The sequence below is a fragment of the Streptomyces sp. col6 genome, from assembly GCF_008042035.1.
GTDB lineage: Bacteria > Actinomycetota > Actinomycetes > Streptomycetales > Streptomycetaceae > Streptomyces.
The window spans coordinates 251177-277773 of sequence record NZ_RDBL01000013.1; the positions used below are offsets into that span (position 1 = coordinate 251177).

General features: G+C 72.3%; 24 protein-coding genes and 2 tRNA genes. 23 read left to right on the forward strand and 3 right to left on the reverse strand.

Annotation, left to right across the window (positions count from 1 at the left end):
• The first annotated feature begins 372 nt into the window (after positions 1-372).
• From EAO73_RS17715 to rfbD, 3 genes are read left to right on the forward strand one after another with little or no spacing between them, the layout of a single operon-like run.
• Positions 373-1443 (forward strand): glucose-1-phosphate thymidylyltransferase, encoded by a 1071-nt coding sequence (locus EAO73_RS17715; protein WP_147972518.1) that lies wholly within the window; start codon positions 373-375, stop codon positions 1441-1443.
• Positions 1440-2429 (forward strand): dTDP-glucose 4,6-dehydratase, encoded by a 990-nt coding sequence (gene rfbB, locus EAO73_RS17720; RefSeq protein WP_147972519.1) that lies wholly within the window; start codon positions 1440-1442, stop codon positions 2427-2429. Before EAO73_RS17715 ends, rfbB begins: the two co-directional genes overlap by 4 nt.
• Complete coding sequence (gene rfbD / locus EAO73_RS17725; protein ID WP_147972520.1) at positions 2426-3391, forward strand: dTDP-4-dehydrorhamnose reductase; 966 nt, start codon at positions 2426-2428, stop codon at positions 3389-3391. Before rfbB ends, rfbD begins: the two co-directional genes overlap by 4 nt.
• On the opposite strand, the gene EAO73_RS17730 is transcribed toward rfbD, so the two are convergent.
• A complete protein-coding gene (locus EAO73_RS17730; protein ID WP_147972521.1) occupies positions 3310-3963 on the reverse strand; it encodes a dTDP-4-dehydrorhamnose 3,5-epimerase family protein in 654 nt (217 codons plus the stop codon). The two genes, rfbD and EAO73_RS17730, sit on opposite strands and share 82 nt — an antisense overlap.
• Positions 3964-4151: 188 nt before the next feature.
• Between EAO73_RS17730 and proB the strand changes: the two genes are divergently transcribed.
• From proB to EAO73_RS17755, 5 genes are all read left to right on the forward strand, one after another.
• Entirely contained in the window at positions 4152-5285 is a 1134-nt protein-coding gene (gene proB / locus EAO73_RS17735) for a glutamate 5-kinase (protein WP_147972522.1), read from the forward strand.
• 142 nt (positions 5286-5427) lie between these two features.
• On the forward strand, positions 5428-5928 hold the full coding sequence (locus EAO73_RS17740; RefSeq protein ID WP_147972523.1) for a hypothetical protein: 501 nt from the start codon (positions 5428-5430) through the stop codon (positions 5926-5928).
• An 82-nt stretch (positions 5929-6010) separates the two neighbouring features.
• Entirely contained in the window at positions 6011-7294 is a 1284-nt protein-coding gene (locus tag EAO73_RS17745) for a glutamate-5-semialdehyde dehydrogenase (RefSeq protein WP_147972524.1), read from the forward strand.
• Between the two features lie 65 nt (positions 7295-7359).
• Positions 7360-7944 carry a hypothetical protein gene (locus EAO73_RS17750; protein ID WP_147972525.1) on the forward strand — a complete coding sequence of 195 codons (585 nt, stop codon included), beginning with the start codon at positions 7360-7362 and terminating at the stop codon, positions 7942-7944.
• 150 nt (positions 7945-8094) lie between these two features.
• Positions 8095-9222 carry a hypothetical protein gene (locus EAO73_RS17755; RefSeq protein WP_147972526.1) on the forward strand — a complete coding sequence of 376 codons (1128 nt, stop codon included), beginning with the start codon at positions 8095-8097 and terminating at the stop codon, positions 9220-9222.
• Here the strand turns inward: EAO73_RS17755 and EAO73_RS17760 are convergent.
• Positions 9146-10267 (reverse strand): M48 family metallopeptidase, encoded by a 1122-nt coding sequence (locus tag EAO73_RS17760; protein ID WP_147972527.1) that lies wholly within the window; start codon positions 10265-10267, stop codon positions 9146-9148. The two genes, EAO73_RS17755 and EAO73_RS17760, sit on opposite strands and share 77 nt — an antisense overlap.
• 113 nt (positions 10268-10380) lie before the next feature.
• Here EAO73_RS17760 and EAO73_RS36010 point away from each other — a divergent pair, with 113 nt between their 5' ends.
• The 7 genes from EAO73_RS36010 to EAO73_RS17785 all read left to right on the forward strand — a co-directional run bounded on the left by EAO73_RS36010 (position 10381) and on the right by EAO73_RS17785 (position 14639).
• Positions 10381-10533 (forward strand): hypothetical protein, encoded by a 153-nt coding sequence (locus EAO73_RS36010; protein ID WP_191134122.1) that lies wholly within the window; start codon positions 10381-10383, stop codon positions 10531-10533.
• An 83-nt stretch (positions 10534-10616) separates the two neighbouring features.
• Positions 10617-10778, forward strand: a complete 162-nt coding sequence (locus tag EAO73_RS36015) for a hypothetical protein (protein ID WP_191134123.1) — start codon at positions 10617-10619, stop codon at positions 10776-10778.
• Positions 10779-10816: 38 nt separating this feature from the next.
• Positions 10817-11434, forward strand: a complete 618-nt coding sequence (gene nadD / locus EAO73_RS17765; protein WP_147972528.1) for a nicotinate-nucleotide adenylyltransferase — start codon at positions 10817-10819, stop codon at positions 11432-11434.
• Positions 11435-11453: 19 nt separating this feature from the next.
• Positions 11454-13226: an LCP family protein gene (locus EAO73_RS17770; protein ID WP_147972529.1), complete on the forward strand. Its 1773-nt coding sequence runs from the start codon at positions 11454-11456 to the stop codon at positions 13224-13226.
• A gap of 142 nt (positions 13227-13368) precedes the next feature.
• Positions 13369-13800 (forward strand): ribosome silencing factor, encoded by a 432-nt coding sequence (rsfS, locus tag EAO73_RS17775; protein ID WP_147972530.1) that lies wholly within the window; start codon positions 13369-13371, stop codon positions 13798-13800.
• Positions 13797-14450, forward strand: coding sequence for a histidine phosphatase family protein (locus tag EAO73_RS17780; protein ID WP_147972531.1), 654 nt, complete (start codon positions 13797-13799; stop codon positions 14448-14450). Before rsfS ends, EAO73_RS17780 begins: the two co-directional genes overlap by 4 nt.
• Positions 14451-14566: 116 nt before the next feature.
• Positions 14567-14639 (forward strand) — tRNA-Ala (locus EAO73_RS17785).
• Positions 14640-14697: 58 nt separating this feature from the next.
• Here EAO73_RS17785 and EAO73_RS17790 read toward each other — a convergent pair.
• Positions 14698-15591, reverse strand: coding sequence for a helix-turn-helix transcriptional regulator (locus EAO73_RS17790; RefSeq protein WP_147972532.1), 894 nt, complete (start codon positions 15589-15591; stop codon positions 14698-14700).
• A 102-nt stretch (positions 15592-15693) separates the two neighbouring features.
• Between EAO73_RS17790 and EAO73_RS17795 the strand changes: the two genes are divergently transcribed.
• The 8 genes from EAO73_RS17795 (at position 15694) to EAO73_RS17830 (ending at position 26579) form a co-directional block, all read left to right on the forward strand.
• Complete coding sequence (locus EAO73_RS17795; RefSeq protein ID WP_224756353.1) at positions 15694-17172, forward strand: MFS transporter; 1479 nt, start codon at positions 15694-15696, stop codon at positions 17170-17172.
• 133 nt (positions 17173-17305) lie between these two features.
• Entirely contained in the window at positions 17306-17539 is a 234-nt protein-coding gene (locus EAO73_RS17800; RefSeq protein WP_018103228.1) for a hypothetical protein, read from the forward strand.
• A 114-nt stretch (positions 17540-17653) separates the two neighbouring features.
• Positions 17654-17726, forward strand: a tRNA-Ala gene (locus EAO73_RS17805).
• A gap of 293 nt (positions 17727-18019) precedes the next feature.
• Complete coding sequence (gene leuS / locus EAO73_RS17810) at positions 18020-20887, forward strand: leucine--tRNA ligase (RefSeq protein WP_147972534.1); 2868 nt, start codon at positions 18020-18022, stop codon at positions 20885-20887.
• 137 nt (positions 20888-21024) lie between these two features.
• Positions 21025-21744 carry a hypothetical protein gene (locus tag EAO73_RS17815; protein ID WP_147972535.1) on the forward strand — a complete coding sequence of 240 codons (720 nt, stop codon included), beginning with the start codon at positions 21025-21027 and terminating at the stop codon, positions 21742-21744.
• A gap of 170 nt (positions 21745-21914) precedes the next feature.
• Positions 21915-22760 carry a DegV family protein gene (locus EAO73_RS17820; protein WP_147972536.1) on the forward strand — a complete coding sequence of 282 codons (846 nt, stop codon included), beginning with the start codon at positions 21915-21917 and terminating at the stop codon, positions 22758-22760.
• 526 nt (positions 22761-23286) lie between these two features.
• Positions 23287-23964 carry a helix-hairpin-helix domain-containing protein gene (locus tag EAO73_RS37215; protein ID WP_147972537.1) on the forward strand — a complete coding sequence of 226 codons (678 nt, stop codon included), beginning with the start codon at positions 23287-23289 and terminating at the stop codon, positions 23962-23964.
• Entirely contained in the window at positions 23961-26579 is a 2619-nt protein-coding gene (locus tag EAO73_RS17830) for a ComEC/Rec2 family competence protein (protein WP_191134124.1), read from the forward strand. The genes EAO73_RS37215 and EAO73_RS17830 overlap by 4 nt, the downstream gene beginning before the upstream one ends.
• Positions 26580-26597 lie beyond the last annotated feature (18 nt).

Below are 26597 nucleotides of genomic sequence, written 5' to 3' on the forward strand. Positions count from 1 at the left end.
GAGGTGGCACGGGTGGGACTCCAAAAGAGCTCGGGCTCTTGTGTGCGCCGTGGGGGCGGCGGCTTTCGGCCGGGGTGCGCGAAGGAGCGGGGATTTCGAGAGCCACCGTAGGGAATGCGGCCAGTCGGACGATGAGACGGACGTGAAAGCTTCGTGAGAAACGAGCGCCCGCGCGCAACCCTTTGCCATGTCCATGAATTCACTCGCCCGGAGCAAAGAAAGGTGCGAGAGCGCGCCGGATGTGCCGCAACGGGTGGGCCGGAGCCGTTTTGTCACGGAAGTGCGGGCGAATCTCAGTAAGGTCGGCCGGAGGTCACGGCTGCGACAGGACCGCCATCTCATCGGCCACATCTCATCGTGGGGGCAGAAACTGTGAAGGCTCTCGTACTTTCCGGTGGGGCGGGCACCCGGCTTCGTCCCATTACCCATACCTCGGCCAAACAGCTGGTGCCGGTGGCGAACAAACCGGTGCTGTTCTACGGCCTGGAGGCCATCGCCGAAGCCGGTATCACCGAGGTCGGCATCATCGTGGGCGACACCGAGGAGGAGATCCGCGCGGCGGTGGGGGACGGTTCGCGCTTCGGTATCGATGTCACCTACATCCCGCAGTCCGAACCCCTGGGTCTCGCCCACGCGGTCCTGGTCGCCCAGCGCTTCCTGGGGAACGACGACTTCGTGATGTACCTGGGCGACAACTTCATCGTCGGCGGGATCGCGGGTCTGGTCGAGGAGTTCCGCGCGGACCGGCCGGACGCGCAGATCCTGCTGACCCATGTGCCCGACCCGACCTCGTTCGGCGTCGCGGAACTGGACGGGGACGGCAGGGTGGTGGCGCTGGAGGAGAAGCCCGAGCACCCCAAGAGCGATCTCGCGCTCGTCGGCGTCTACCTCTTCACCCCGGCCGTCCACGAGGCCGTCCGTTCGATCCGGCCCTCCTGGCGCGGCGAGCTGGAGATCACCCACGCCCTCCAGTGGCTGATCGACCGGGAACGCGACGTGCGCTCCACCGTCATCCGGGGCTACTGGAAGGACACCGGCAACGTCACGGACATGCTGGAGGTCAACCGGACCGTGCTGGAGAGCGTCGAGCCGTGCACCGAGGGCGCCTACGTCGACGGCGAGAGCGAGATCATCGGCCGGGTGCTGATCGAACCGGGCGCCCGGGTCACCCGCAGCCGCATCGTCGGGCCCGCCATCATCGGGACCGGGTCGGTGATCAGCGACGCCTATGTCGGCCCGTTCACCTCGGTCTCCCGCAACTGCCGCATCGAGGACAGCGAGATCGAGTACTCCATCGTGCTGCGGGGCGCGTCCATCGACGGGGTGCGGCGCGTGGAGGCCTCGCTGATCGGCCATGACGTCGAGGTGACGCCCGCGCCCCGCAGCCCCTCCGCCCACCGACTCGTCCTCGGCGACCACAGCAAGGTGCAGATCTCCTCATGACCCCCACCCGCATCCTCGTCACCGGCGGCGCCGGCTTCATCGGCTCCCACTACGTCCGCACGCTGCTCGGCCCGGACGGCCCCGGGAACGTCTCCGTCACCGTGCTCGACGCCCTGACCTACGCGGGCAACCCGGCCAACCTGGACGAGGTCCGGGACCACCCGGGCCTCGCCTTCGTGCACGGGGACATCTGCGACGCGGAACTGGTGGGCCGGCTCATGGCCGGGCACGACCAGGTGGTGCACTTCGCCGCCGAGTCCCACGTCGACCGCTCCATCGACGGCGGCGCCGCCTTCGTCCGTACGAACGTCACCGGCACCCACACCCTGGTCCACGCCGCGCACGAGGCGGGCGTGGACACCTTCGTCCATGTCTCCACCGACGAGGTCTACGGTTCCGTCGACGAGGGCTCCTGGACCGAGGACGAACCCCTCGCGCCCAACTCCCCGTACTCCGCTTCCAAGGCGTCGAGCGACCTCATCGCCCTCGCGTACCACCGCACCCACGGCCTCGACGTGCGTGTCACCCGCTGCTCCAACAACTACGGCCACCACCACTTCCCCGAGAAGGTCATCCCGCTCTTCGTCACCAACCTCCTGGAGGGCCGGCCCGTCCCGCTCTACGGCGACGGCGCCCATGTCCGCGACTGGCTGCACATCGACGACCACGTCCAGGGCATCGAACTCGTCCGCACCAAGGGCCGCCCCGGCGAGGTCTACAACATCGGCGGCGGCACCGAACTCTCCAACAAGGAGCTCACCCGGCTGCTCCTGGAGGCCTGCGACGCCGACTGGGACACCGACGTGGTCCACGTCGAGGACCGCAAGGGCCACGACCGCCGCTACTCGGTGGACTGCACGAAGATCCGCGAGGAGCTGGGCTACGCGCCCCGCAAGGACTTCGCGGCCGGCCTCGCCGAGACCGTGCGCTGGTACCGCGAGAACCGCTCCTGGTGGGAGCCGCTCAAGGAGAGGGCCGCCCTGTGAGCCCGCGCTGGCTGGTCACCGGGGCCGGTGGCATGCTCGGCCGGGACCTGACGGCCGCCCTCGCCCGCGCGGACGTCACCACCGTCGCGGCGGACCGCGCGGCCCTGGACATCGCCGACCCGGCCCGCGTGCGCGAGGTGTTCGCCGCCCACCGGCCCGCCGTCGTCGTCAACTGTGCCGCCTGGACCGCCGTCGACGAGGCGGAGGGCCGGGAGGCGGAGGCGCTGCGCGTCAACGGGACCGGGCCCGCCGTCCTCGCCGAGGCCTGCCGCGCCCACGGCAGCGTCCTGCTGCATGTCTCCACCGACTACGTGTTCGCGGGCGACGCGGACCGGCCCTACCCGGAGGACGCCCCGACCGCCCCGCGCAGCGCCTACGGACGCACCAAGCTGGCCGGCGAGCGCGCGGTCCTGGAGACCCTGCCCAGCACCGGCCACGTCGTGCGCACCGCCTGGCTCTACGGGGCGGGCGGCGCCAACTTCGTCCGTACGATGATCAAACTGGAAGCCGTCAAGGACACCCTCGACGTGGTGGACGACCAGCGCGGACAGCCCACCTGGACCGCCGATCTCGCCGCACAGCTGGTCCTGCTGGGCCGCGCCGCGCTCGACGGCACCGCACCGGCGGGCGTCTACCACGGCACCAGCGGCGGCCGGACGACCTGGTACGGCCTGGCCCGGGAGGTCTTCCGGCTGCTCGGCGCCGACCCGGACCGCGTCCGCCCGACCAGCAGCGCCGCCTTCGCCCGCCCGGCGCCCCGGCCCGCGTACAGCGTGCTCGGCCACAACCGCTTCACGGCCGCCGGGATCGCCCCCCTCCGTGACTGGCGTACGGCGCTGGCCGAGGCCTTTCCCGCCCTGCTCGCCGCCGAACGCCCCGCTCAGCGCCCGGACGGACTGAGCGACGGCTCCTCCGTCCTGACCCCCGGGACCGCCGGACCACCCGCCCGCAGCCGCGCGTAGTACGCCTCGCACGCCTCGTACGAGGGCAGCAGTCCCCGCTCTCCGGCCTCGGCCAGCTTCGGGGCCGAGGCGTCCTTCGGGGACAGCAGCGGCGCGATGTCCGACGGCCACTCGATGCCCAGGTCCGGGTCGAGCGGGTCGATGCCGTGCTCGCGCTCCGGCGCATAGCCCTCGGAGCACAGGTACAGCACGCACGCGTCGTCCGTCAGCGCCATGAAGGCGTGGCCGAGCCCCTCCGCCAGGTAGACCGCCCGGTGGCCGGTGTCGTCCAGCGGGACCGCCTCCCACCGCTTGTACGTGGGCGAGCCGGTCCGTACGTCCACGATCACGTCGAGCACCGCGCCCCGCACGCACTTCACGTACTTCGCCTGGCCCGGCGGCACGTCGGCGAAGTGGATCCCGCGCAGCGTGCCCCGCCGCGAGGTGGAGAAGTTGGCCTGAGCGAGCCCCAGCGTGTGCCCGGCCGCGGCCTCCAGGTCCGCGGCCCTGAACCACTCGTGGAAGCTGCCGCGGCCGTCCGGGAAGACCTGGGGCTCGTGCACCCAGGCCCCGGGAACGGAGAGCCGGCGCATGCGATCACATCCTCTTCGCAGTCCGCGGGGCCTCCTGCCGGCCCCGTACCTCGGCCCAACGAGTCCGGCGGGCGAACAGACACGGAACGGGACCAACCGGTACGAAACCGGGTCCACGGTACGGAACGCGAAGGCGCCGGATTCCCCTCTCGCGTAGATTGCGGGGTCCAGCGAGCGAACCTTGGGGGATGCGGGTGTCAGGGGCAAGGCAGGGCGTCACGGAAGCCCGCAGGATCGTGGTCAAGGTCGGTTCCTCCTCCCTCACCACCGCCGCCGGCGGCCTCGACGCCGACCGGGTCGACGCGCTCGTCGACGTACTGGCCAAGGTCCGCGACGGCGGCGAACGCGAGGTCGTCCTCGTCTCCAGCGGGGCCATCGCCGCCGGACTCGCCCCGCTCGGACTGCACCGCAGGCCCAAGGACCTGGCCCGCCAGCAGGCAGCCGCCAGCGTCGGCCAGGGACTGCTCGTCGCCCGCTACACCGCCTCCTTCGCCCGCTACGGCGTCCGGGTCGGCCAGGTCCTGCTCACCAGCAACGACACCAGCCGCCGCGCCCACTACCGCAACGCGTACCGCACCCTGGACCAGCTCCTGGACATGGGCGCGCTGCCGGTCGTCAACGAGAACGACACCGTCGCCACCGACGAGATCCGGTTCGGCGACAACGACCGGCTCGCCGCGCTCGTCGCCCACCTGGTCCGTGCCGACCTGCTGGTGCTCCTCTCGGACGTGGACGGCCTCTACGACGGCGACCCGAGCATCCCCGGCACCACCCGCATCGCCGAGGTCACCGGCCCCGCCGACCTGGCCGGGGTCAGCATCGGCAGCGCCGGCAAGGCGGGCGTCGGCACCGGCGGCATGGTCACCAAGGTCGAGGCCGCCCGGATCGCCACCGCCGCCGGCGTCCCCGTCGTCCTGACCTCCGCCAGCCACGCCGCCGACGCCCTCGCGGGCCGCGACACCGGCACCTACTTCCACCGCACCGGCCGCCGGTCCGCCGACCGGCTGCTCTGGCTCGCCCACGCCTCCACCCCGCGCGGCTCGCTGACCCTGGACGACGGGGCGGTGCAGGCGGTCGTGGAGCGCCACAGCTCGCTGCTGCCCGCCGGGATCGCGGCGGTCGAGGGCGAGTTCACCGCGGGCGACCCGGTGGAGCTGCGCGATCTGCGGGGCCGGCCGGTGGCCCGCGGGCTCGTCAACTTCGACGCCAAGGAGATGCCGCAGCTCCTCGGCCGCTCCACCCGGGACCTCGCCCGGGACCTCGGCCCCGCCTACGAGCGCGAGGTCGTACACAGGGACGATCTCGTCGTCCTGCACGGCTGACGCACCCCTGAAACGGCTGAAAGTCCAGCCATCGGACAGAGACCTTCACGAAAACCGCCCCACACCGGGCCGCGGGCTGGTCCACTTTGTAGCAGGGAAACTGCGGGGTACAGCAAAAGCAACACATCACAGGAGGCCGCCGGTGAGACGAGCGCGCCCGGGGGCGCCGCCCCGAGGAACGGGTGGCCGCACCCTGACCAGCGTGGGAGCGGGGGCCGGCTTCGACGGGAGCGGGCCCGCCGACCGGAGGGACGAGCGCACCGCCCGGCCGGAGCCGAGACCGGCCGGCCAGGAGCACACCCCGTCGAAGCTGTGGCACATCACCCTCTGCGTCTCCGGGACCGAGTTCCCCCTGAAGGAGGTCCGGCGCGGGCTCGAACAGCTCGCGCACGACCACCCGTTCCTGCTGACCAGCCGCTATGCCAACGACCACGCGGAGATCCGCTACTGGGAGGAGGCCCGCGACCTGCACGACGCGGCGGCGGTGGCCCTGCGCCTGTGGGGCGAGCACCGTTCCAGCGCCGGCCTGCCGCCCTGGGCCATCGTCGGCCTCGAAGTCATCGACCGCGAGACCTACCACCAGCGCGTCGCCGAGGGGTACGGACCGCCCCCGGCCGCCCCGGTCGGCGTCCACCCGTACTGACCCGGCCGCCGCCGGTGGGACGGCCGTCTCGCATCACGGGATGCGTGCGGAATGCCCGCAGTGTGCGCACTACTCTGCGGGCATGACCACGCTCTCGCCGTACGACAACATGTCTCCCGTGGCCCAGGCCGCCTACCGGGCCCGCTCCGCCGCCGCCGACATCGCGCCACTTCCGCGCGCGGCGAAGGACGACGCGCTCCTGGCCATCGCGGACGCGCTGGAGGTACGGACGAGCGACATCCTCGAGGCCAACGCCGAGGACGTGGCGCGCGCCCGTGAGGCCGGGACCAGCGAATCCGTCGTCGACCGGCTGACCCTCACCCCCGAGCGCATCCGCGCCATCGCCGCCGACGTACGGGACGTCGCCGCCCTGCCCGACCCGGTCGGCGAGGTCGTGCGCGGCTCGACCCTGCCCAACGGGATCGACCTGCGCCAGGTCCGGGTGCCGCTCGGCGTGGTCGGCATCATCTACGAGGCCCGGCCCAATGTGACGGTGGACGCCGCGGCCCTCTGCCTGAAGTCGGGCAACGCCGTCCTGCTGCGCGGCTCGTCCTCCGCCTTCTCCTCGAACACCGCCCTGGTGCGGGTGCTGCGCGACGCGGTGGGCGGCTCCGGGCTGCCGGCCGACGCGGTGCAGCTGGTGCCCGGCGAGAGCCGCGACTCGGTGCGCGAACTCATGCGCGCCCGGGGCCTCGTCGACGTGCTCATCCCGCGCGGCGGCGCCTCCCTGATCCGCACCGTGGTCGAGGAGTCCACGGTCCCGGTCATCGAGACCGGCACCGGCAACTGCCATGTGTACGTCGACGCGCAGACCGACCTGGACATGGCCGTGGAGATCCTGGTCAACTCCAAGGCCCAGCGCCCCAGTGTCTGCAACGCCGCCGAGACCCTCCTCGTCCACAAGGACATCGCCGACGCCTTCCTGCCGCGCGCTCTGGACGCCCTGGCCGAGGCCGGCGTGACCGTGCACGGCGACGAGCGGGTGCTGGAGTACGCCGAGGGCTCCAAGGCCACCGTGGTGGCGGCGACGGCCGAGGACTGGGAGACCGAGTACCTCTCGTACGACATCGCGGCGGCCGTCGTGGAGTCGCTGGACGCGGCCGTGGCGCACATCCGGCTCTGGTCCTCCAGCCACACCGAGGCGATCGTCACCACCTCGCAGGCCGCGGCCCGCCGCTTCACCCAGTTGGTGGATTCCACGACGGTGGCCGTCAACGCCTCGACCCGGTTCACCGACGGAGGCCAGTTCGGATTCGGCGCGGAGATCGGCATCTCCACGCAGAAGCTGCACGCCAGGGGCCCCATGGGCCTGCCGGAACTCACGTCGACCAAGTACATCGTCACCGGCGACGGCCACGTGCGCTGATTCCCGTGCGCGCCGAATCCGCCGTCTCCCTGCCCAAAGCGGGCCGCCGGGGCTAGTCTGAAACCGTGCCGGACGACGTGGGGGGCAGGCCGTATCCGAACGGCCGGGAGCCCGACGACGACCGCGGGGGCGCGGACGAGGACTTCGCCTCCGTGGTGTTCGACGAGGACTTCGTACGGGCCGCCGAGTTCCACGAACCGACCGCGGTGGAGCGGTTGTTGGCGGCCGCCGAGGCACGTGCCGAGGCCGACGCCCGGCGCGCGGGCGTCCGCGGCGGTCCGCTCGACGACGAGCTGTACGACGAGGGCTACGGGCCCGGAGGCTACGGCGACCCGCTGGACGCGGACGACGACGGCACCTACGAGCACGGGCCCTACGGGCGCCACGGCGGCTCCCTGCGTCCCTACCGGGGCGCCGCCCGCTGGCACCGGCCGGTCGCCTGGCTGCTGGCCGTCCTGATGGGCGTGGGCATGGTCGCGCTGGCCTTCAGCGCCGTCTACCGCAACAGCTCGGGCGACCGGCAGGACCAGATCCCGCCGCCGGCCACCACCGGCGTGGACAGCGCGCCCGGCCCCGGCCCGGGTTCCGCCCCGTCGGACGCGGACGACTACTCCCGCCCGATGGTCTCCGCCGTCCCGCGCACGCCCTGATCCCCCAGCCGGCGCAGAACGGCCCCCGACCGAAACTCCCCGGTGGTTCCCGGGCGCCACCGCGTTTACCGTCGTCGTGATCGACCCACCCTGAATGTATGACCCCTCCTCCGCTCGAAGAGGGGACTTCTCACGGAGTCGGGAGAAGTCATGGCAGACCGCGGCGACCCACCCGATGGCCCGGCGGAGAACGGTGCGAGCGGCCAGGACGACGAGTACGGCTCACTCGTCTTCGACGAGTCCTTCGTACGGGCCGCCCGGCTGCAGGAGCTCTCCGCCCAGGAGCGCATGGGAGAGCACGCCCACGCCGTCCGCAGCCTGCCGGGGCGGGCCTTCCGCAGCGGCTCCCGGATCGCCATCGCCCTGATGATCCTGATCGCGCTCGCCTTCGGCACGGCCGTCTTCATGGGCCTGAGCCACCCCTACGAGACCCCGGCCGCCCGGCGGCCCGAACCGCTGCGGATGACCCTCGTCCCCCTGGCCCCGCGCACCAGCGTGCCCGGAGGCACGCCCGCCGCCCTCTTCGCGAGCAGCCCCGCCGCCCACTACGCGAAGGGCAGGGACGGCATCAGCCCGCCGCCCGCCCGAGCCACCGCCGACTTCTCGGAGAGCCAGGTCAGCGCCGCCCTGGCCACCGTCAAGGACTACCTGGTGGCCTCCTCGCTCGACCCCGACGTGCTCGGCGGGAACGCCGTGCGCCCCGTGGAGTCGCTGCTCGACCCGGACCAGATGGAGCAGTTCGACCGCAGCGTCGACGAGCCCTACGACGACGGGCAGCACGCCGCCACCGGCTGGCTCGTCCGCTTCGACCCGGCCCGTGTCGAAGCGGACCCCGAGATCCGGGTCCGGGGCACCCTGCGCTACACCCAGACCGGCTCCGACGCCCTGGAGGTTGTGTCGGACCACACCTTCACGTACGCGCTGCGCCCCGCCGTCTCCGGCCCCCGGCCGAAGGGCGGCGCCTCCCTGTTCACCGTGCGGCGGGAGATGCGCTTCCGGTTCGACCGGGAGGACCTGCGGCTGCACCGGCTGGAGGTGCAGACCAGCTACCTCCAGGCGGGGCCGCAGTCCTGCCCGGCCGACACCTCGGGCGCCCTGCGGCCGCTGCTCGCGGGCGAGCGGGCCGTTTCGCGCGGCCCGGCGGGCACCGACCCGTACGCCACGGGCCGGCCCGTCGCCGCGCTCTGCGGGACGCTGGAGGTCAGCTCCCTTCCGTCCGGGGCCCCTGCGAGCCCTCAGGGCCCTCCGTCCCCGACGGCTGCCCGGAGCCGTCCGTAGCACCGCCCTTGGAGCCGCCCCCGCCGGTGAACTTGTCCCGCAGCTTCCCGCCCAGGTCCCCGGCGCCCCCGGCCAGGTCGCCGACCAGCTTCATCAGCGGGTCCTTGCTGTTGCGCACCGAATCGGCGTAATGCGAGGCGGATTCCTTGAACGCGTCCGTCACCGAGGTGTCCTTGTCCGCGTCGCGGCGCGGGTAGTGGCCGTCCATGATCCGCTGGTACTCGCGGGTCTCCGACCACTTCTTCAGCTCGGCCGCCCGGACCGTGGTGAACGGGTGCGAGCGCGGGAGCACGTTGAGAATCTTGAGCACCGAGTCGCGCAGGTCCCCGGACTTCTCGTACTCGTCGGCCTGGGCGAGGAACGCGTCCACGTTCATCTCGTGGAGGTGGTTGCCGCCGGCGATCTTCATCAGACCGCGCATCGACGCCTGTATGTCCTGGCCGACCAGCAGCCCCGCCCGGTCCGCCGACAGCTCCGACTTGCGGAACCACTCGCGCAGCGCCGTCACGATGGCCATGACCGCGACGTTGCCCAGCGGGATCCAGGCGACCTTGAGCGCCAGGTTGGTGAGGAAGAGCAGTATCGTCCGGTACACCGCGTGACCGGACAGGGCGTGGCCGACCTCGTGGCCGATGACCGCCCGCATCTCCTCCTCGTCGAGCAGCTCCACCAGCCCGGTGGTCACCACGATGATCGGCTCGTCGAGCCCGATGCACATGGCGTTGGGCCGGGGGTCCTGGTTGACGTACATCGGCGGGACCTTCTCCAGGTCCAGGATGTAACAGGCGTCGCGGAGCATGTCGTTGAGGTGGACGAACTGGGCGTCGCTCACCCGGACGGAGTCCGACAGGAAGAGCAGTCGCAGGCTGCGCTCCGGCAGCAGGCCGCTCAGCGCCTTGAAGACGGTGTCGAAGCCGCTCAGCTTGCGCAGCGCCACCAGCGCGGAGCGGTCCGCAGGGTGCTCGTAGGCGCGGGAGGAGATGCCCGGGAATCGCGTGCGCTGCCTGCTCGGCACGCCGCCCCGGTTCTCGTGGCTGTCGGTCATGAATGGGCCCCCTGTGTTCGTACGAGACGTCGCTCGCCCCCCTGACGCCGTCCACCCTAGGTGCTGGGGCTACGGTGTGCGGGGGGCTGTGGATAACTGAGGAGACGCCCGACATGCCGCACGCAGTTGCTCTGTTCGCCGCCGCATCCGAGGACCAGGGGCCGGGCAACACGATCCGCGTCGTGCTCGTCGTCTCCCTCCTCGGAGCCGCCCTGCTGGCCTGGTTCCTGCTGCGCGGATACCGCAACGACGACAACAACGACTGAGTCGGCGTGAGCGTGCCCGGGGCACCCGCATACGATGTCCGCGACGTCTTCCCCCGACTCCCGATCGATAGGTCCTGCCGAAGATGAGCCTCACGAGCACCGCACAGCAGCTGGTCACCGTCGCCGCAGAGGGCGAGCACGGCGGCAATCACGAAAGCCTCAGCCCCTACCTCACCGGTGGCGGTGCCTTTGTCGTGCTTCTCCTCCTTCTGTGGATCACCACGCGCTTCAACCGCGACCGCTGAGGCCGAGGCGTACAGCTGTGCCAGTAGGCTCTGCACGCATGGGAGAGCAGGAAGTGCCTACCGGCCGCGGAAAACGCCGACTCGGCGTGATGGGCGGGACGTTTGACCCGATTCATCATGGACACCTGGTGGCGGCCAGTGAAGTGGCCGCCCAGTTCCACCTCGACGAGGTGGTCTTCGTGCCGACCGGGCAGCCGTGGCAGAAGAGCCACAAGCACGTCTCCCCGGCGGAGGACCGCTATCTGATGACGGTCATCGCGACGGCGTCCAACCCGCAGTTCTCGGTCAGCCGCAGCGACATCGACCGCAAGGGCCCCACGTACACGATCGACACCCTGCGGGACCTGCGCGACGTCCACGGCGACGCCGATCTCTTCTTCATCACCGGCGCCGACGCACTCTCCCAGATCCTCACCTGGCGCGACGCCGACGAACTGTTCTCGCTGTCCCACTTCATCGGTGTGACCCGGCCGGGCCACGTGCTCACGGACGACGGGCTGCCGAAGGGGGGCGTCTCCCTGGTGGAGGTCCCCGCGCTCGCGATCTCCTCGACGGACTGCCGCGCGAGGGTCGCCCAGGGGGAGCCGGTCTGGTACCTCGTGCCCGACGGTGTGGTCCGCTACATCGACAAGCGCCAGCTGTACCGCGGCGAGTGAGCCACGGAAAGGGGCACCGGTGAACGACCGACAGAACCCGTACGACCCGTACTACCAGCAGCCGCAGATCATCGGCTACGACGAGTACGGGCAGCCGGTGTACCAGCAGCCGGGTCAGCAGCAGTACGACCCGTACACGCAGCAACAGCAGCAGCCGTACCAGGGCCGGCAGCCGCAGCAGCCTCCCCAGCAGGCGCCGCAGGGCGGGCAGGGGTACGGCTACGACCCGTACGCCCAGCAGCAGCCCCCCGCCCCGCCGCAGCAGTACGACCCCTACGCGGACCGGTCCGCCGAGGCCCCGCAGCAGGGCTACGGCTACGACCCGTACGGCTATGACACGGGACAGCAGCCCGCGTACGACACCGGACAGCAGGCCGCGTACGACACCGGGCAGCAGCCCGCCGCGGTCGACACGACCCAGCAGTGGGGCATACCGCAGCAGGCCCCGCCCCCGGCCCCCGCTCCGGCACCGCCGCGGGAGCCCGAGCCGCAGCCGGCGCCGGAGGCGGCCGTCCCCGGGCAGCGCCGCGGCGGCGAGGACTACCGCACCGAGCAGTTCGCCTTCATCGAGGAGCCCGACGAGGACTCCGAGGACGTCATCGACTGGCTCAAGTTCACCGAGAGCCGCAGCGAGCGCCGCGAGGAGGCGCGCCGCCGGGGCCGCAACCGGATCGTCGCGCTGATCGTCGTCGCGGTCCTGGCCGTGCTCGGCGGCGTCGGCTACCTGTGGTCGGCGGACAAGATCCCCGGTCTGTCCGGCGGCGAGAAGGAGAACACCGCGACGACCGGTCCGCAGCGCCGGGACGTCATCGTGGTGCACCTCCACGACACCAAGAACGGCGGCACCTCCACCGCCCTGCTCGTCGACAACGTCACCACCAAGCAGGGGACCACGGTCCTGCTCCCCAACTCCCTCGCCGTCTCCGACGAGGACGGGACCACCACCACGCTCGGCAAGTCGGTCGACGACGACGGCACCTCCGGGACCCGCGAGTCCCTGGACACCCTGCTCGGCACGGACATCGGCGGCACCTGGCGGCTCGACACCCCGTACCTGGAGAACCTCGTCGACCTCGTCGGCAACATCGACATCGACACCGACACGGCTGTGCCGGGCGCCAAGAAGGGCTCCGGCGACCTGGTGAAGAAGGGCGAGGCGCAGACCCTCAGCGGTCCGATGGCCGTCGCGTACGCCACGTACCGCGGGCCCGGCGAGGCCGAGGCCAAGCAGCTGATGCGGTTCGGGCAGGTCATGCGCGGGGTCCTGCGGAAGATCTCCGACGACCCGAAGGCCGCCACGGTCACCGTTCAGACGCTGGCCCAGATCCTCGACCCGTCGCTGCCCGAGAAGGACCTCGGGGCCTCGCTGGCCAAGCTCGCCGAGCACGCCAAGATCGGCGACTACAAGACCGCGCTGCTGCCGGTCCAGGAGGACGGCACACTGACCGACGCGGCCACCGAGAGCGTGGTCAAGGACATCCTCGGCGGCACGGTCAAGGCTCCGTCCGCGGACGGGGTGGTCCGGGTCGGGATCAAGAACGCCACCGGTGACACGGGCGGCACCGAGTCCGCCCGGGGCAAGCTGGTCAACGGCGGTTTCGCCTTCGTCAACGGCGGGAAGGCCGACGCGGTCGCCTCCTCGCAGGTGGTCTACGCCGAGGCGGCCGACAAGGAGAAGGCGACCCAGGTCGCCAAGACCCTCGGACTGCCGACGAGCACGGTGAAGAAGGGCAAGCCGGCCGGGAACGCGGACGTGTCCGTCCTCCTCGGCCAGGACTTCAAGATCGAGTGACGGGCGGCGGGAGGAGGGCCCCGGGCCCTCCTCCCGCGAGGCAGGCGCGCGGCTCTCGGGCGGCCCCGGAATACGGCTGCGTGCGCCGACGGTTCCCCGTGAGACCCTAGGGGTCTATCCGACCGACGACGAAAGCCTGCTTGTGACCGCCACTGACCGCTCCATCGAGCTCATCAACGCCGCCGCCCAGGCGGCTGCCGACCGGCTCGCGCACGACATCATCGCCTACGACGTCAGCGACGTGCTGTCGATCACCGACGCCTTCCTGCTGGCCTCGGCCCCCAACGACCGCCAGGTCAAGTCGATCGTCGACGAGATCGAGGAGCGGCTCCAGAAGGACCTCGGCGCCAAGCCGGTCCGCCGTGAGGGCGACCGCGACGCCCGGTGGATCCTCCTCGACTACGTCGACATCGTCATCCACGTCCAGCACAGCGAGGAGCGCGTCTTCTACGCGCTGGAGCGCCTGTGGAAGGACTGCCCGGAGATCGCCCTGCCCGAGGACGCCGTGAAGACCCGCGGCAAGGCCGCCGAGCACGCGGAGCTCCATGGCGGCACGGAAGGTGAGCAGAACTGAACGGCAGCAGGAGCGGCAGGGGCCGCCGGATCGTCCTCTGGCGCCACGGCCAGACCGCGTGGAACCTGGAGCGCCGCTTCCAGGGCTCCACGGACATCGAGCTGACCGGGACCGGCGTCGCGCAGGCACGCCGGGCCGCCCGGCTGCTCGCCTCGCTGAAGCCGGACGCGATCGTCGCCTCCGACCTGCGGCGGGCCGCGGCCACGGCCGCCGAGCTCGCCGCGCTCACCGGGATCGACGTGGTGCACGACCAGGGCCTGCGCGAGACCTACGCGGGTGCCTGGCAGGGGCTGACCCACGAGGAGATCGTGGAGCGGTACGGCGAGCAGTACGCCGCGTGGAAGCGCGGCGAGCCCGTGCGGCGCGGCGGCGGCGAGCTGGAGACCGAGGTGGCCGACCGGGCCGCCCCCGTGGTCCTCGGGCACGCCGGGAAGCTGCCCGACGACGGCACGCTGGTCGTCGTCAGCCACGGCGGCACCATCCGGACCACCATCGGCCGGCTGCTGGGCCTGGAGGCACACCACTGGGAGGGCCTCGGCGGGCTCACCAACTGCTGCTGGTCCGTGCTGGGCGAGGGCGCCCGCGGCTGGCGTCTGCTGGAACACAACGCCGGCACCCTGCCGGAACCGGTGCTCGGCGACGACACCTGACCCGGTCGCCGCCGGCCGCTCCGGGCGGCAGGGGCCGGATTTCACTTTCCGGCTGGTCACAGGCTAAAGTTCTTCTTGTTCGCAGCGCACAAGCGCAGGGAAACACAGCGGACAGCGGGGCTATAGCTCAGTTGGTAGAGCGCTTGCATGGCATGCAAGAGGTCAGGAGTTCAATTCTCCTTAGCTCCACAATCGGAAATCCCGCCCCCACCAGGGGGCGGGATTTCCGCATGTACGGCTCCCGCGATCAGGGGCGGGCCGCAGGGCCCCGACGCTGTGTCCGCAGGACCGCGAGCAGTCGCCTGCTCTCCTCGTCGGCCGGCGTGTACGTGACGATCCGGCACTCCGGCAGCCCGTTGACCGTCAGTGACACCGACGTCATCCGTATCTCGCCGGTCACCGCCCGGTGCCGGAAGACCTTCACGCGCCGCCCCGGCGGCAGGACGTCCCCGCTGCGCCACAGCTGCGCGAAGTAGGGGCTGGCCTCCGACAGCGCCTCGATGAACGTCTCCCATGCCGGCTCGCCCACATGGCGTCCGTAACCGCTGCGCAGGGTCGCCGCCATCAGGGGAAGCTCCTGGCTGCGGTGGACGACGGGACAGTCGTCCTCCGGGGCCGTGAACAGCGACCACAGGGCGTTGCGGACCCGGGTTCCCTTCATGGGAGGGATGCCGAAGAGGTCGCGGTAGCCGGGGTTGGTCGCCAGCACGTCGTAGCGCGCGTTGTAGACGACCGCGGGGAGCGGGTCGAGGGCGTCGATGATGCCCTGGATCTCCTCGCCGACCTCGACGATGTCGGACTCCCGGCCCGGCAGAAAGGCGACCCCGGCCAGCTCGTAGAGGTGCTCGCGCTCCGGCGGGTCCAGCCGCAGCGTCCGGGCCACGGCGTCCAGGACCTGCGGCGACGCGTTGATCGGGCGGCCCTGCTCCAGCCACGTGTACCAGGTGACACCGACGCCGGAGAGCTGGGCGACCTCCTCGCGGCGCAGCCCCGGCGTGCGGCGCCGTAACCCAGGGGCCATGCCCACGTCGGCCGGGGTCACCCGGGCCCGGCGGCTGCGCAGGAAGGCGGCGAGCTCCGGCCGCCTGCCCGTCGCCGGCCCGCCCCGCCGCGTGTGCTGCTGTGTCGTCACCGTCGTCACGCCCCCATCGTCGGTGCTGCGCACGGGAGTTGCCAGGTGCTGTCAGTACCAGCATCAGCGGGCTCTCGTTACCCGTATGCGTCCGGGACCAGCCTGGAACGCATGACCGCGACCTCCGAGACGGCGGCCTCACGCTCCGTCACCAGTAAAGCTCCCGCCACTGACAAAGCACCCGCACGGCTGCTCGCCGTGGTGCTCACGGCCCAGTTCATGGCCATGCTCGACATCTTCATCGTCAACGTCGCCGCCCCGACGATCCGGACCGAACTCGGCGCGTCCGGGGCCGGATTGCAGCTGGTGGTGGCCGGATACACCATCTCGTACGCCGTCCTCCTCGTCGCCGGTGCCCGGCTCGGCGGCGTGTTCGGCCACGGCCGCGCGCATCTGGCCGGACTCGCGGTCTTCACCGCGGCCTCGCTCGCCTGCGGACTGGCCGCGGACTCGGGCCAGCTGATCGCGTTCCGGGTGATCCAGGGGGTGGGCGCCGCGGTGATGATCCCGCAGGTGCTCAGCCTGATCCAGCAGCACTTCACCGGGGCGGCGCGGGTCCGCGCGATCGGCGCCTACAGTGCCGTGCTGGCCACGGGGGCCGCCGCCGGGCAGGTCGTGGGCGGGGTGCTGGTGAGCGTCGACCTGTTCGGGGCGGGCTGGCGGCCGGTCTTCCTGGTCAACGTGCCGATCGGGCTCGTTCTGCTGGTGCTCGGCGCTCGTGTGCTGCCGGGGGAGCCTCGTACCGGGCAGGCCCGGCGCGAGGCGCGGGCACGCGGGTTCGACCCGGTGGGCCTGGTCGTGCTCGCTGTGGGCGTCACCCTGCTGACCGTCCCACTGGTGCTCGGCCAGGAACTGGGCTGGCCGGCCTGGACCTGGATCTGCCTGCTCGCCTGCGCGGTGGTCCTCGCCGGCTTCGTGGCGTACGAGACGAGGCTCGCCGCGAGGGGCGGTGCGCCCCTGATCGCGCCCCGGGTGCTCCGGTTGCCCGGAATCGCCGTGGCCTCGGTGCGCATCCTGCTCGTGATGGCCACCAACGCGGGCTTCCTCTTCACACTGACCCTGCACCTCCAGGGCGGCCTCGGTCACTCGGCACTGCGCGCCGGGCTGATGTGCGCGCCGACCGCGGCGGCCTTCGGGGCGGCCGGGCTGACATGGCGGCGGTGGCCCGCACGGCTGCAACGGGCCCTGGTCCCGGGCGGCTTCGTGGTGATGGCCGCCGGCGAGGTCGTGATCGGTCTGGTGCTGCGGGGCGGCGACGGCGGCGGCCTCGTGCTGTACGCGGGTTTCGTGCTGATGGGCGCGGGTATGGCTCTCGCGTTCAGCCCGAACCTCGCGGGCGCCCTGGCGAACGTACGGCCCGAGGACGCCGCCGACGCCAGTGGTGTCCTGGTGACCGTGACCCAGCTCGGCCAGGTCATCGGCGTCGCCACCATCGGCACCCTCTACCTCAACCGCCTCGGTGCACCGGGGCCGCAGGGCTCGGGTCACGCGCTGTGGATCTGCGAACTGGTCCTCGTCGCGGCGGCCTGCGCGGGGGCCGCGGCTGGGCTCGTACGGCGTCGGCGGCGGGCGGCGACTCCGGCGGGCTGACCCCCTTGCGGGGTCATGGCAGAATCGGACCGCCGGAGGGGGCGACGGACCGAACGGGAGGGTGTGCGCGATGCCTGGGAGCCGCCACGAGGTCCCGACGCCGCCTTTCCTCCACCGGAGCCGGAGCTGATCCATGGGTGCACACAGGCGGAAGTGCGACTGGTGCGGCAGCGGTACGCCCATCGTCAGGGACATGGATCCGGTCAACGCGGACTACCAGTACTGGTGCGAGGAGTGCGCGCGGGCGCTGATCATAAAAGGCGACCCCATCGAGACCTACCGGGAACTCGAGGGGGAGCCGATCTACGGCCGGCTCCTGGAGGAGCACTGCACGCTCAAACGCTTCTACTCCTTCGCCACGGCCTGACCGCTTCCCCCTCTCCGGCGGGTGAAAACCGGGCGGACCGGAATGGATTTGGTGGACAGCCCGGGGGACCGGTACTGTTCTCGATGTCGCCAGGGAGACCGGGCGGCGCAGCGAGGGGCTATAGCTCAGTTGGTAGAGCGCTTGCATGGCATGCAAGAGGTCAGGAGTTCAATTCTCCTTAGCTCCACAGCGAAGAAGGAACGGCGGGCCATCCGGATCGGATGGCCCGCCGTTCTGTGTGTACGGGTCTCACCTCCGGCCACTGCCCGGAGGCGGACCGGCTCCGTGCGGTACCCTGACGCCATGCGTGCCGTAGGCCTTCTGCTTAGCGAGCCGCGCTGATCAGTCCCGACCGGTGAGAATGCCTGGTCGGCATCAGCGCGGCGTCCCCTCCTGTGCGAGGGGATTTTTCGTTTCCGTGGACGTGTGTCCGTACGACGTGGGCGCCGGCAGATGACGATCGATGGAGCTTTGAGGATCATGAGCGAGACGAATTCCGCAGCCGACGTTGCTGCGCCGCACCGCTACACGGCAGCGATGGCCGCCGACATCGAGGCACGCTGGCAGGACTTCTGGGACGCCGAGGGAACGTACGAGGCACCCAACCCGACCGGTGACCTGGCGGGCGACCCGGAGCTGGCCGCCAAGCCCAAGAAGTTCATCATGGACATGTTCCCGTACCCCTCGGGCGCGGGACTGCACGTCGGCCACCCCCTGGGCTACATCGCCACCGATGTCTTCGCCCGCCACCAGCGGATGACCGGGCACAACGTCCTGCACACCCTGGGCTTCGACGCCTTCGGCCTGCCCGCGGAGCAGTACGCCGTACAGACCGGCACCCACCCTCGGATCTCCACCGAGGCCAACATCGAGAACATGACGGCGCAGCTGCGCCGGCTGGGCCTGGGCCACGACAAGCGCCGCTCGTTCGCCACGATCGAGTCCGAGTACTACAAGTGGACCCAGTGGATCTTCCTGCAGATCTTCAACTCCTGGTACGACACCGAGGCGGACCGCGCCCGGCCGATCGCCGAGCTGGTCGCCCAGTTCGAGAGCGGCGAGCGCGCCACCCCCGACGGCCGTGACTGGAGCGCGCTGAGCGCCGCCGAGCGCGCCGACGTCCTGGGCGGGTACCGGCTGGCCTACGCCTCCGACGCGCCGGTCAACTGGTCGCCCGGCCTGGGCACCGTGCTGGCCAACGAGGAGGTCACCGCCGACGGCCGCTCCGAGCGCGGCAACTTCCCCGTCTTCAAGGCCAAGCTGCGCCAGTGGAACATGCGCATCACGGCCTACGCCGACCGGCTGCTGAACGACCTGGACGGGCTGGACTGGCCCGAGGCCATCAAGCTGCAGCAGCGCAACTGGATCGGCCGCTCCGAGGGCGCGCGCGTCGACTTCCCGGTCGACGGCGCGGGCAGCGTCACCGTCTTCACCACCCGCCAGGACACCCTGTTCGGCGCCACCTACATGGTGCTGGCGCCGGAGCACGAGCTGGTCGAGCGGATCATTCCCGCCGCCTGGCCCGAGGGCACCCACCCGGTCTGGACGGGCGGCCACGCCACCCCGGCCGAGGCGGTTACCGCGTACCGCAAGCAGGCCGCGTCCAAGTCCGACGTCGAGCGGCAGGCCGAGGCCAAGGACAAGACCGGCGTCTTCACCGGCGCGTACGCCACCAACCCCGTCAGCGGCGAGCAGATCCCCGTCTTCATCGCCGACTACGTCCTGATGGGCTACGGCACCGGCGCGATCATGGCCGTACCGGCGCACGACGCGCGCGACTTCGCCTTCGCGCGCGCCTTCGAGCTGCCGGTGCGCTGTGTCGTCGAGCCGTCGGACGACCGCGGTACGGACGCCTCGACGTGGGAGGACGCCTTCGCCTCGTACGACGCGAAGCTGGTCAACTCCGCCAACGACGAGATCTCGCTGAACGGTCTGGGTGTCGCCGACGCCAAGGCGCGCATCACCGAGTGGCTGAAGGAGCACGGTGTCGGCGAGGGCACCGTCAACTTCCGGCTGCGCGACTGGCTGTTCAGCCGCCAGCGTTACTGGGGCGAGCCCTTCCCGATCGTGTACGACGAGGAGGGCATCGCCCACCCGCTGCCCGAGTCGATGCTGCCGCTGGAGCTGCCCGAGGTCGACGACTACTCGCCGCGCACCTTCGACCCGGACGACGCCGACACCCAGCCCGAGACCCCGCTGTCGCGCAACGCCGAGTGGGTCAACGTCACGCTGGACCTGGGCGACGGCCCGAAGAAGTACCGCCGCGAGACCAACACCATGCCCAACTGGGCCGGCTCCTGCTGGTACGAGCTGCGCTACCTGGACCCGAACAACTCCGAGAAGCTGGTCGACCCGGCCATCGAGGAGTACTGGATGGGCCCGCGCGAGGGGCAGCCGACCGGTGGCGTCGACCTGTACGTGGGCGGCGCCGAGCACGCCGTGCTGCACCTGCTGTACGCCCGCTTCTGGTCCAAGGTCCTGCACGACCTGGGCCACGTCTCGTCCGCCGAGCCGTTCCACAAGCTGTACAACCAGGGCATGATCCAGGCGTTCGTCTACCGGGACAGCCGCGGCATCGCCGTCCCGGCCGCCGAGGTCGAGGAGCGCGACGGGGCGTACTACTACCAGGGCGAGAAGGTCTCCCGCGTCCTGGGCAAGATGGGCAAGTCCCTGAAGAACGCCGTCACGCCCGACGAGATCTGCTCCGAGTTCGGTGCGGACACCCTGCGCCTGTACGAGATGGCGATGGGCCCCCTGGACGTGTCGCGGCCCTGGGACACGCGTGCGGTCGTCGGCCAGTACCGGCTGCTGCAGCGGCTGTGGCGCAACATCGTGGACGAGGAGACCGGCGAGGTCACCGTCGTCGACTCCGAGCCCGGCGAGGACACGCTGCGCGCGCTGCACAAGGCCATCGACGGCGTCGGCGGCGACATGGCCGGCATGCGGTTCAACACGGCGATCGCCAAGGTCACCGAGCTGAACAACCACCTGACCAAGGCGGGCGGCCCGCTGCCCCGCCCGGTCGCCGAGGCCCTGGTGCTGCTGGTGGCGCCGCTGGCCCCGCACATCGCCGAGGAGCTGTGGCGCCGGCTGGGCCACACGGAGTCGGTCGTGCACCAGGACTTCCCGGTGGCCGACCCGGCGTACGTCGTGGACGAGACCGTGACCTGCGTGGTCCAGATCAAGGGCAAGGTCAAGGCGCGGCTGGAGATCTCCCCGTCGATCACGGACGCGGAGCTGGAGGCCCTGGCCCTGGCCGACCCGGCCGTCGTCGCCGCGCTGGACGGGGCGGGCATCCGCAAGGTGATCGTCCGCGCGCCGAAGCTGGTGAACATCGTTCCCGCCTAGTCACGGGAGCGGGTGAGGGCTTTCCCCTACGGGCAGGTTGGGGGTTCCGACGGAACCCCCAACCTGCCCGTTCCGTTTACGGTGGAGAGGACCGGTGAACCTGTACCGGAGGCCGTCACACCACCCGAGGGGCGCTCATGGAAGCCGTGATCCTGATCCTGGGGCTGCTCGTCGTCGCCTTCATGGCCCTGGGCGTCTACGCGACCGTCAAGGTCGTCGGGGCGGCCCGGCGCGGCGTGGACCGCACGATCACACAGGCGCGCCGCACCGTCGAGGACACCACCCTGCGGGCCAAGAGCTACGGACAGCCGGGCGTCGGCGGTGAGCTGGCACAGCTGCGCCTCTCGCTGCGTACGTCGATGCGTGCCACGCAGGAGGCACTGCGGGCGGGCGCGGCCGAGGACGCGTCGCTCGCCGAGTCCCTCGGCCTGTTCGACCGGCTGAGCGTGCACGGACATGAGCTGGACGCGGAACTGAAGGCGCTGGAACGCGAGCCCGACAAGGCCACGGTGACCTCGCGGCTTCCCGGCCTGAAGGAGCGCACCGCACGGATCACCGGGTCCGCCGACTCACTGCGCTGGGCGGCCCGGGACCGGGCCCGCAACTTCGCCGACGACGAGCTCTCGGCGCTCAACGCACAGATCGACGTGGAGGCCGGGGCGCTGCGGCACTGGACCACGGTCACGGAGGAGCCGATGGCGGACCGGGACGCGGGTCAGAGGCCGCGCCGGGCGCAGGAGGCGCCGGAGGAGTGGAGCGCGGAGCCGGATGCGCCGGAGGCCATCACCGCCCGGGATCCCCGGCAGAGCGCCACCTACCCGTGGCAGAAGACGGCCCGTCGCGAGACCTCGAACTGAGCGGTGCCGGGGCGTGCGCCGCCCGCGGGGTGCGCGGCCGTGACGCGCCGGGGAACACCGGGACCACCGCTGACCGGGGGGTGGCAGGATGCGATACGAGATGACCGCGACCGATCACTCGTGCGGGGTCGGACTGCCGAGGTCCCGCCCCTGCGGGTAACCTCCCGCTCATGTCCCGCCATGTCGCCATCGTCACCGATTCAACGGCCTACCTGCCGCCCGACACGATGCGGCGGCACGGCATCACCGCGGTGCCGCTGACCGTGGTCCTGGGCGATCAGGCCCTGGAGGAGGGCACCGAGATCTCGGCCCGCTCGCTGGCGGTGGCCCTCCAGAAACGCCGCTCCGTCACGACTTCCCGGCCCAGCCCGGAAGTCTTCGCCGCCACCTACCGGGCGGCCGCGGAGGCCGGTGCGAGCGGCATCGTCTCGCTCCACCTGTCGGCGGAGTTCTCCGGCACGTACGACGCGGCGGTGCTCGCGGCCAAGGACGCCCCGGTGCCGGTGCGGGTGGTGGACACGGGGATGGTCGCGATGGCCCTCGGCTTCTGTGCCCTGTCGGCCGCCGAGGCCGCCGAGGCGGGCGGTGGTCCGGACGAGGCGGTGGCGGCCGCCGAGAAGCGCGCGTCGGGCACGGCCGCGTACTTCTACGTCGACACCCTGGACTACCTGCGCCGTGGGGGCCGGATCGGCGCCGCGCAGGCCCTGCTCGGCTCGGCCCTCGCGGTCAAGCCGCTGCTCCAGCTGGAGGGCGGCCGGATCGAGCCGCTGGAGAAGGTCCGGACGGCCTCGAAGGCGATCGCCCGGCTGGAGGAAATCGTCGCGGAGCGCGCGGGCGGCGGTGCCGTGGACATCGCCGTGCACCACCTCGCGGCGCCCGAGCGGGCGGAGCGGCTGGCCGAGCGGTTGCGGGAGCGCGTGCCCGGACTGGTGGACCTGCACGTCAGCGAGGTGGGCGCGGTGATCGGCGCGCACACCGGGCCGGGGCTGCTGGCCGCGGTGGTGTCGCCGCGCTGAAGCGGCGCGGTGGCCGGCCGGCTCCGACGCCTGCGGCTCCGCGCTCCATCACTCTCCGGAGTGGTGGAGTTATCCACATCGGGCCCATTTTCCACTGAAATCGCTTGTGCTCAGCGGGCTTTGGCGTGTGTGCCTAGCGTCTTGAGGCATGGCTTCCCGATCACATCGTGCAACCAGCGGACCCGGACGTGCCCCGGCTTCCGACGGCCGCGTCCTGCGGGCCGCGGGCTCCGGACCGGGGCGCCGCCGACGGACCACGGGCCGCGCCGAGGCTACGGCTGCGGCGGCGCGCAGCCGGGCCGATGCGCTCATGGCGGGCGGGTACGGGGGACGCGTCGCGCGATGGGGGACGGGCGCGGCCCCGGCTCTGCCGGCCGCCTCGGTTCCTGCTCCGGCCTCCGGCCCTTCGCGGGCCGGGGACGGCGATGCGGATACGGAGACGACCGAACCGGCTCCGGCGGTACCGGCCGCGGCTCCCGTGGGGCGGCGAGCTGCGGCACTGTTCGCGGTACGGGAGCGGCTGCCGATGTGGGTGCAGCTCCGATGCGGCCTGGAGCCGAAGGCCCTTGCCGCGCTCGCCGTGGTCCTGGTCGCCGCCGCCGTGCTCGCCGGGACGCACTTCTGGTCCGCCCGGCCCGAGGGCGTACGGGCCCCGGACGTGGTGGGTGGGGCGGTGCACGCCGCCGGGCTGCCGACGGACGCGGATACGGACCCGGACGCGGAGGGTGCGGAGCGGCCCGAGCCGTCCCCCGGTCCCGCACCCGCCGCGACGACGGGCGGACAGATCGTCGTGGACGTGAGCGGGAAGGTGCGGAGCCCGGGGCTGCGGCGGCTGCCGTCGGGTTCACGGGTGGACGACGCGTTGCAGGCGGCGGGCGGGGTGCGGCCCGGGACGGACCTGGCGGGTCTCAACCGGGCGCGGGTGCTCATGGACGGCGAGCAGATCGTGGTGGGCGCCCCGCCGGCCCCGGTCCCGGCAGCGGGTGCTCCCACCGCTTCCGGCGGTCCCGCCGGGCCGGTGAGCCTGAACACGGCGACGCCGGACCAGTTGGAGGGGCTTCCGGGCGTGGGCCCCGTGCTGGCCCAGCACATCGTCGACTACCGCACGCAGCACGGCGGATTCCGGTCCGTCGACGAACTCCGCGAGGTCAACGGGATCGGCGCCCGCCGGTTCGCCGATCTGCACCCCCTGGTGCGGCCGTGAGCGCGCCGGACATCCACGCGGCGTCGGGCAGGCGCCTGGGCCTCTCCGACCCCCGGCAGGAGGAGGGCCCGGCCGATCTGCGACTGCTCGCCCCGGCAGCGGCGGCCTGGGGCGGTGCGGGGATCGCCCTCGGCGTTTCCGGGGGGTGGGTGGTGATGGCGGTGGTGTTCTGCCTGGGGGCGGCGATGGTCCTTCTGGCGGCGCCGGGGCTGCGGGGGCCGCGCGTGGGGAGTCCTGGACAGGCCGGGTCCCCTGCGGTGGGCCCCGGGCGGGCGGGTAACCGTGCGGCGGGCGGGCAGGCTGTCGCCGCGGGAGGCATGGGTGAGCCGGGCGRGGCCGGCGCCGGCCACGCCCGGTGGAGACTTCACGCCACCGCTGCCGCGACCGCGCTGCTCTGCGCGGCAGCCGGCGCGGCCTCCGCCGGGCTGCACAGCGCCGACGCGCGACGGGGCCCGGTGCCCGGACTGGCCCGGCAGTTCGGGCACGTCGACGCGGAGATCACCCTCACCTCCGACGCCCGGCGCACCTACCCCCGGGTGCGCGGCGACCACAGCACGCCCGCGTCCTTGCTCGTGGACGCGGAGATCACCCTCCTGACGCGGCCCGACGGCACGGCCGTACGGCTGCGGACTCCGGTGCTGGTCATCGTCCGGCCGGGCGGGGCGACGGCCGCCTGGCAGCGGTTGCTCCCCTCCACCCGCCTGCGGATCGGCGGGCGGCTGTCACCTCCGCTGCACACGGGCGAACGGGTCGCCGCCGTGCTGCGGCCCGACGGAAAGGCCCCGCCCCGGGTGACCGGGCCGCCCAGCCTCCTTCAGCGCACGGCCGGCCGGCTGCGTGCCGGACTGCGCGAGGCCACCGCCGGACTGGGCCCCGACGCGCGGGCGTTGCTGCCGGGCCTGGTCGTCGGCGACACGTCACGGATCACCCCCGAACTGCACGACGCGTTCCGGGCGACCGACCTCACGCACTTGATGGCTGTATCCGGTTCAAACCTGAGCATTCTGCTCGTCCTGCTCATCGGACCGCCCGGCAGAGCACTGCGCGCCGAACGCGGGGGACTGGCCCCCGTGCTCGGGATCTCCCTGCGGATGACCGCACTGCTCGGCGGCGGGCTCACGCTCGCGTTCGTCCTGGTCTGCCGGCCGGAACCGAGCGTGCTGCGGGCCGCCGCGTGCGGGCTGATCACGCTGCTCGCCATCGGCACCGGGCGGCGCCGGTCGCTGATCCCCGCGCTGTGCGCCGCCGTGCTGCTGCTGGTGCTGTACGACCCGTGGCTGGCGCGCAGTTACGGCTTCGTCCTGTCGGTGCTGGCCACCGGTGCCCTTCTGACCCTCGCCCCCCGCTGGGGCGAGGCGCTACGCCGGCGCCGGGTGCCGCCGCACCTGGCGGAGGCGCTGGCCGCCGCGGCCGCCGCCCAGGCGGTGTGCGCGCCCGTCGTGGTGCTGCTCGCCTCCCGGGTGAGCCTGGTGGCGATCCCGTGCAACCTGCTGGCCGAGTTCGCCGTGGCGCCGGCCACGGTCCTCGGGTTCGCCGCGCTGGCCCTCGCACCGGTGGCGATGCCCGTGGCCGGGCTGCTCGCCCGCGTCGCGGGATGGCCGGCCGGATGGATCGCCTCGGTGGCCAGGACCGGAGCGGCGTTCCCCGGGACGGAGACCGACTGGCCCGACGGCCTGTCCGGGGCGCTGTTGCTGGCCGCCCTGACCCTGGTGCTGGTGACGGCCGCCCGGTGGGTGGGACACCGCCCCTGGGTCTGCTCGGCCGCCGCGCTGCTGCTGGTGCTCGCCGTGCTCCGGCCGGCTCCGCTGACCCGGGTGCTGACCGGGTGGCCGCCACCCGGCTGGACGTTCGCGATGTGCGACGTGGGGCAGGGCGACGCCCTGGTGCTCGCGGCGGGGCGGGGTGCGGGGGTGGTCGTCGACGCGGGCCCCGATCCCCGGCTCGCCGATCGGTGCCTGCGCGAACTGGGCGTCAGCCGCGTCCCGTTGCTGCTGCTCACCCACTTCCACGCCGACCATGTGCGGGGGCTGCCCGGGATGCTGCGCGGCAGAACGGTGGGCGCGATCCAGACGACGGGCCTGGACGAACCGCCGGAGCAGGCCGCGTTCGTACGGGCCACGGCGGCCAGGGCGCGGATCCCCATGATGAGGGCGGCCCCCGGTGAACGGCGCCGGATCGGCGAGCTCGACTGGCAGGTGCTGTGGCCGCCGGGGGAGTCGGGCACGGCTGCGGCGGCCGGTCCCGTCCCGCAGGACCCGAACGACGCCAGTGTCACCCTGCTCGTGCGGGCCGGCGGACTCACCCTGCTGCTGCCGGGCGATCTGGAACCGCCCGCCCAGCAGGCGTTGCTGCGCAGCCATCCGGAACTGCCCCGGGTGGACGTGCTCAAGGTCGCCCACCACGGCTCGGCGTATCAGGACAGCGCCCTGCTGCGGGCCGTCCGGCCCAGGTTCGCGCTGGTGAGCGTGGGCCGGGACAACCCGTACGGGCACCCGGCACCCCGGACGGTCGACGCGCTCAGGGGGCAGGGGGCGGTGGTGCTGCGCACCGACCGGGACGGGGCGATCGCGGTGACGGGCACGGGCAGCGGGCTGCGGGCGGTGGCGCGGTCATGACGGCGTACCGGGCGGTGG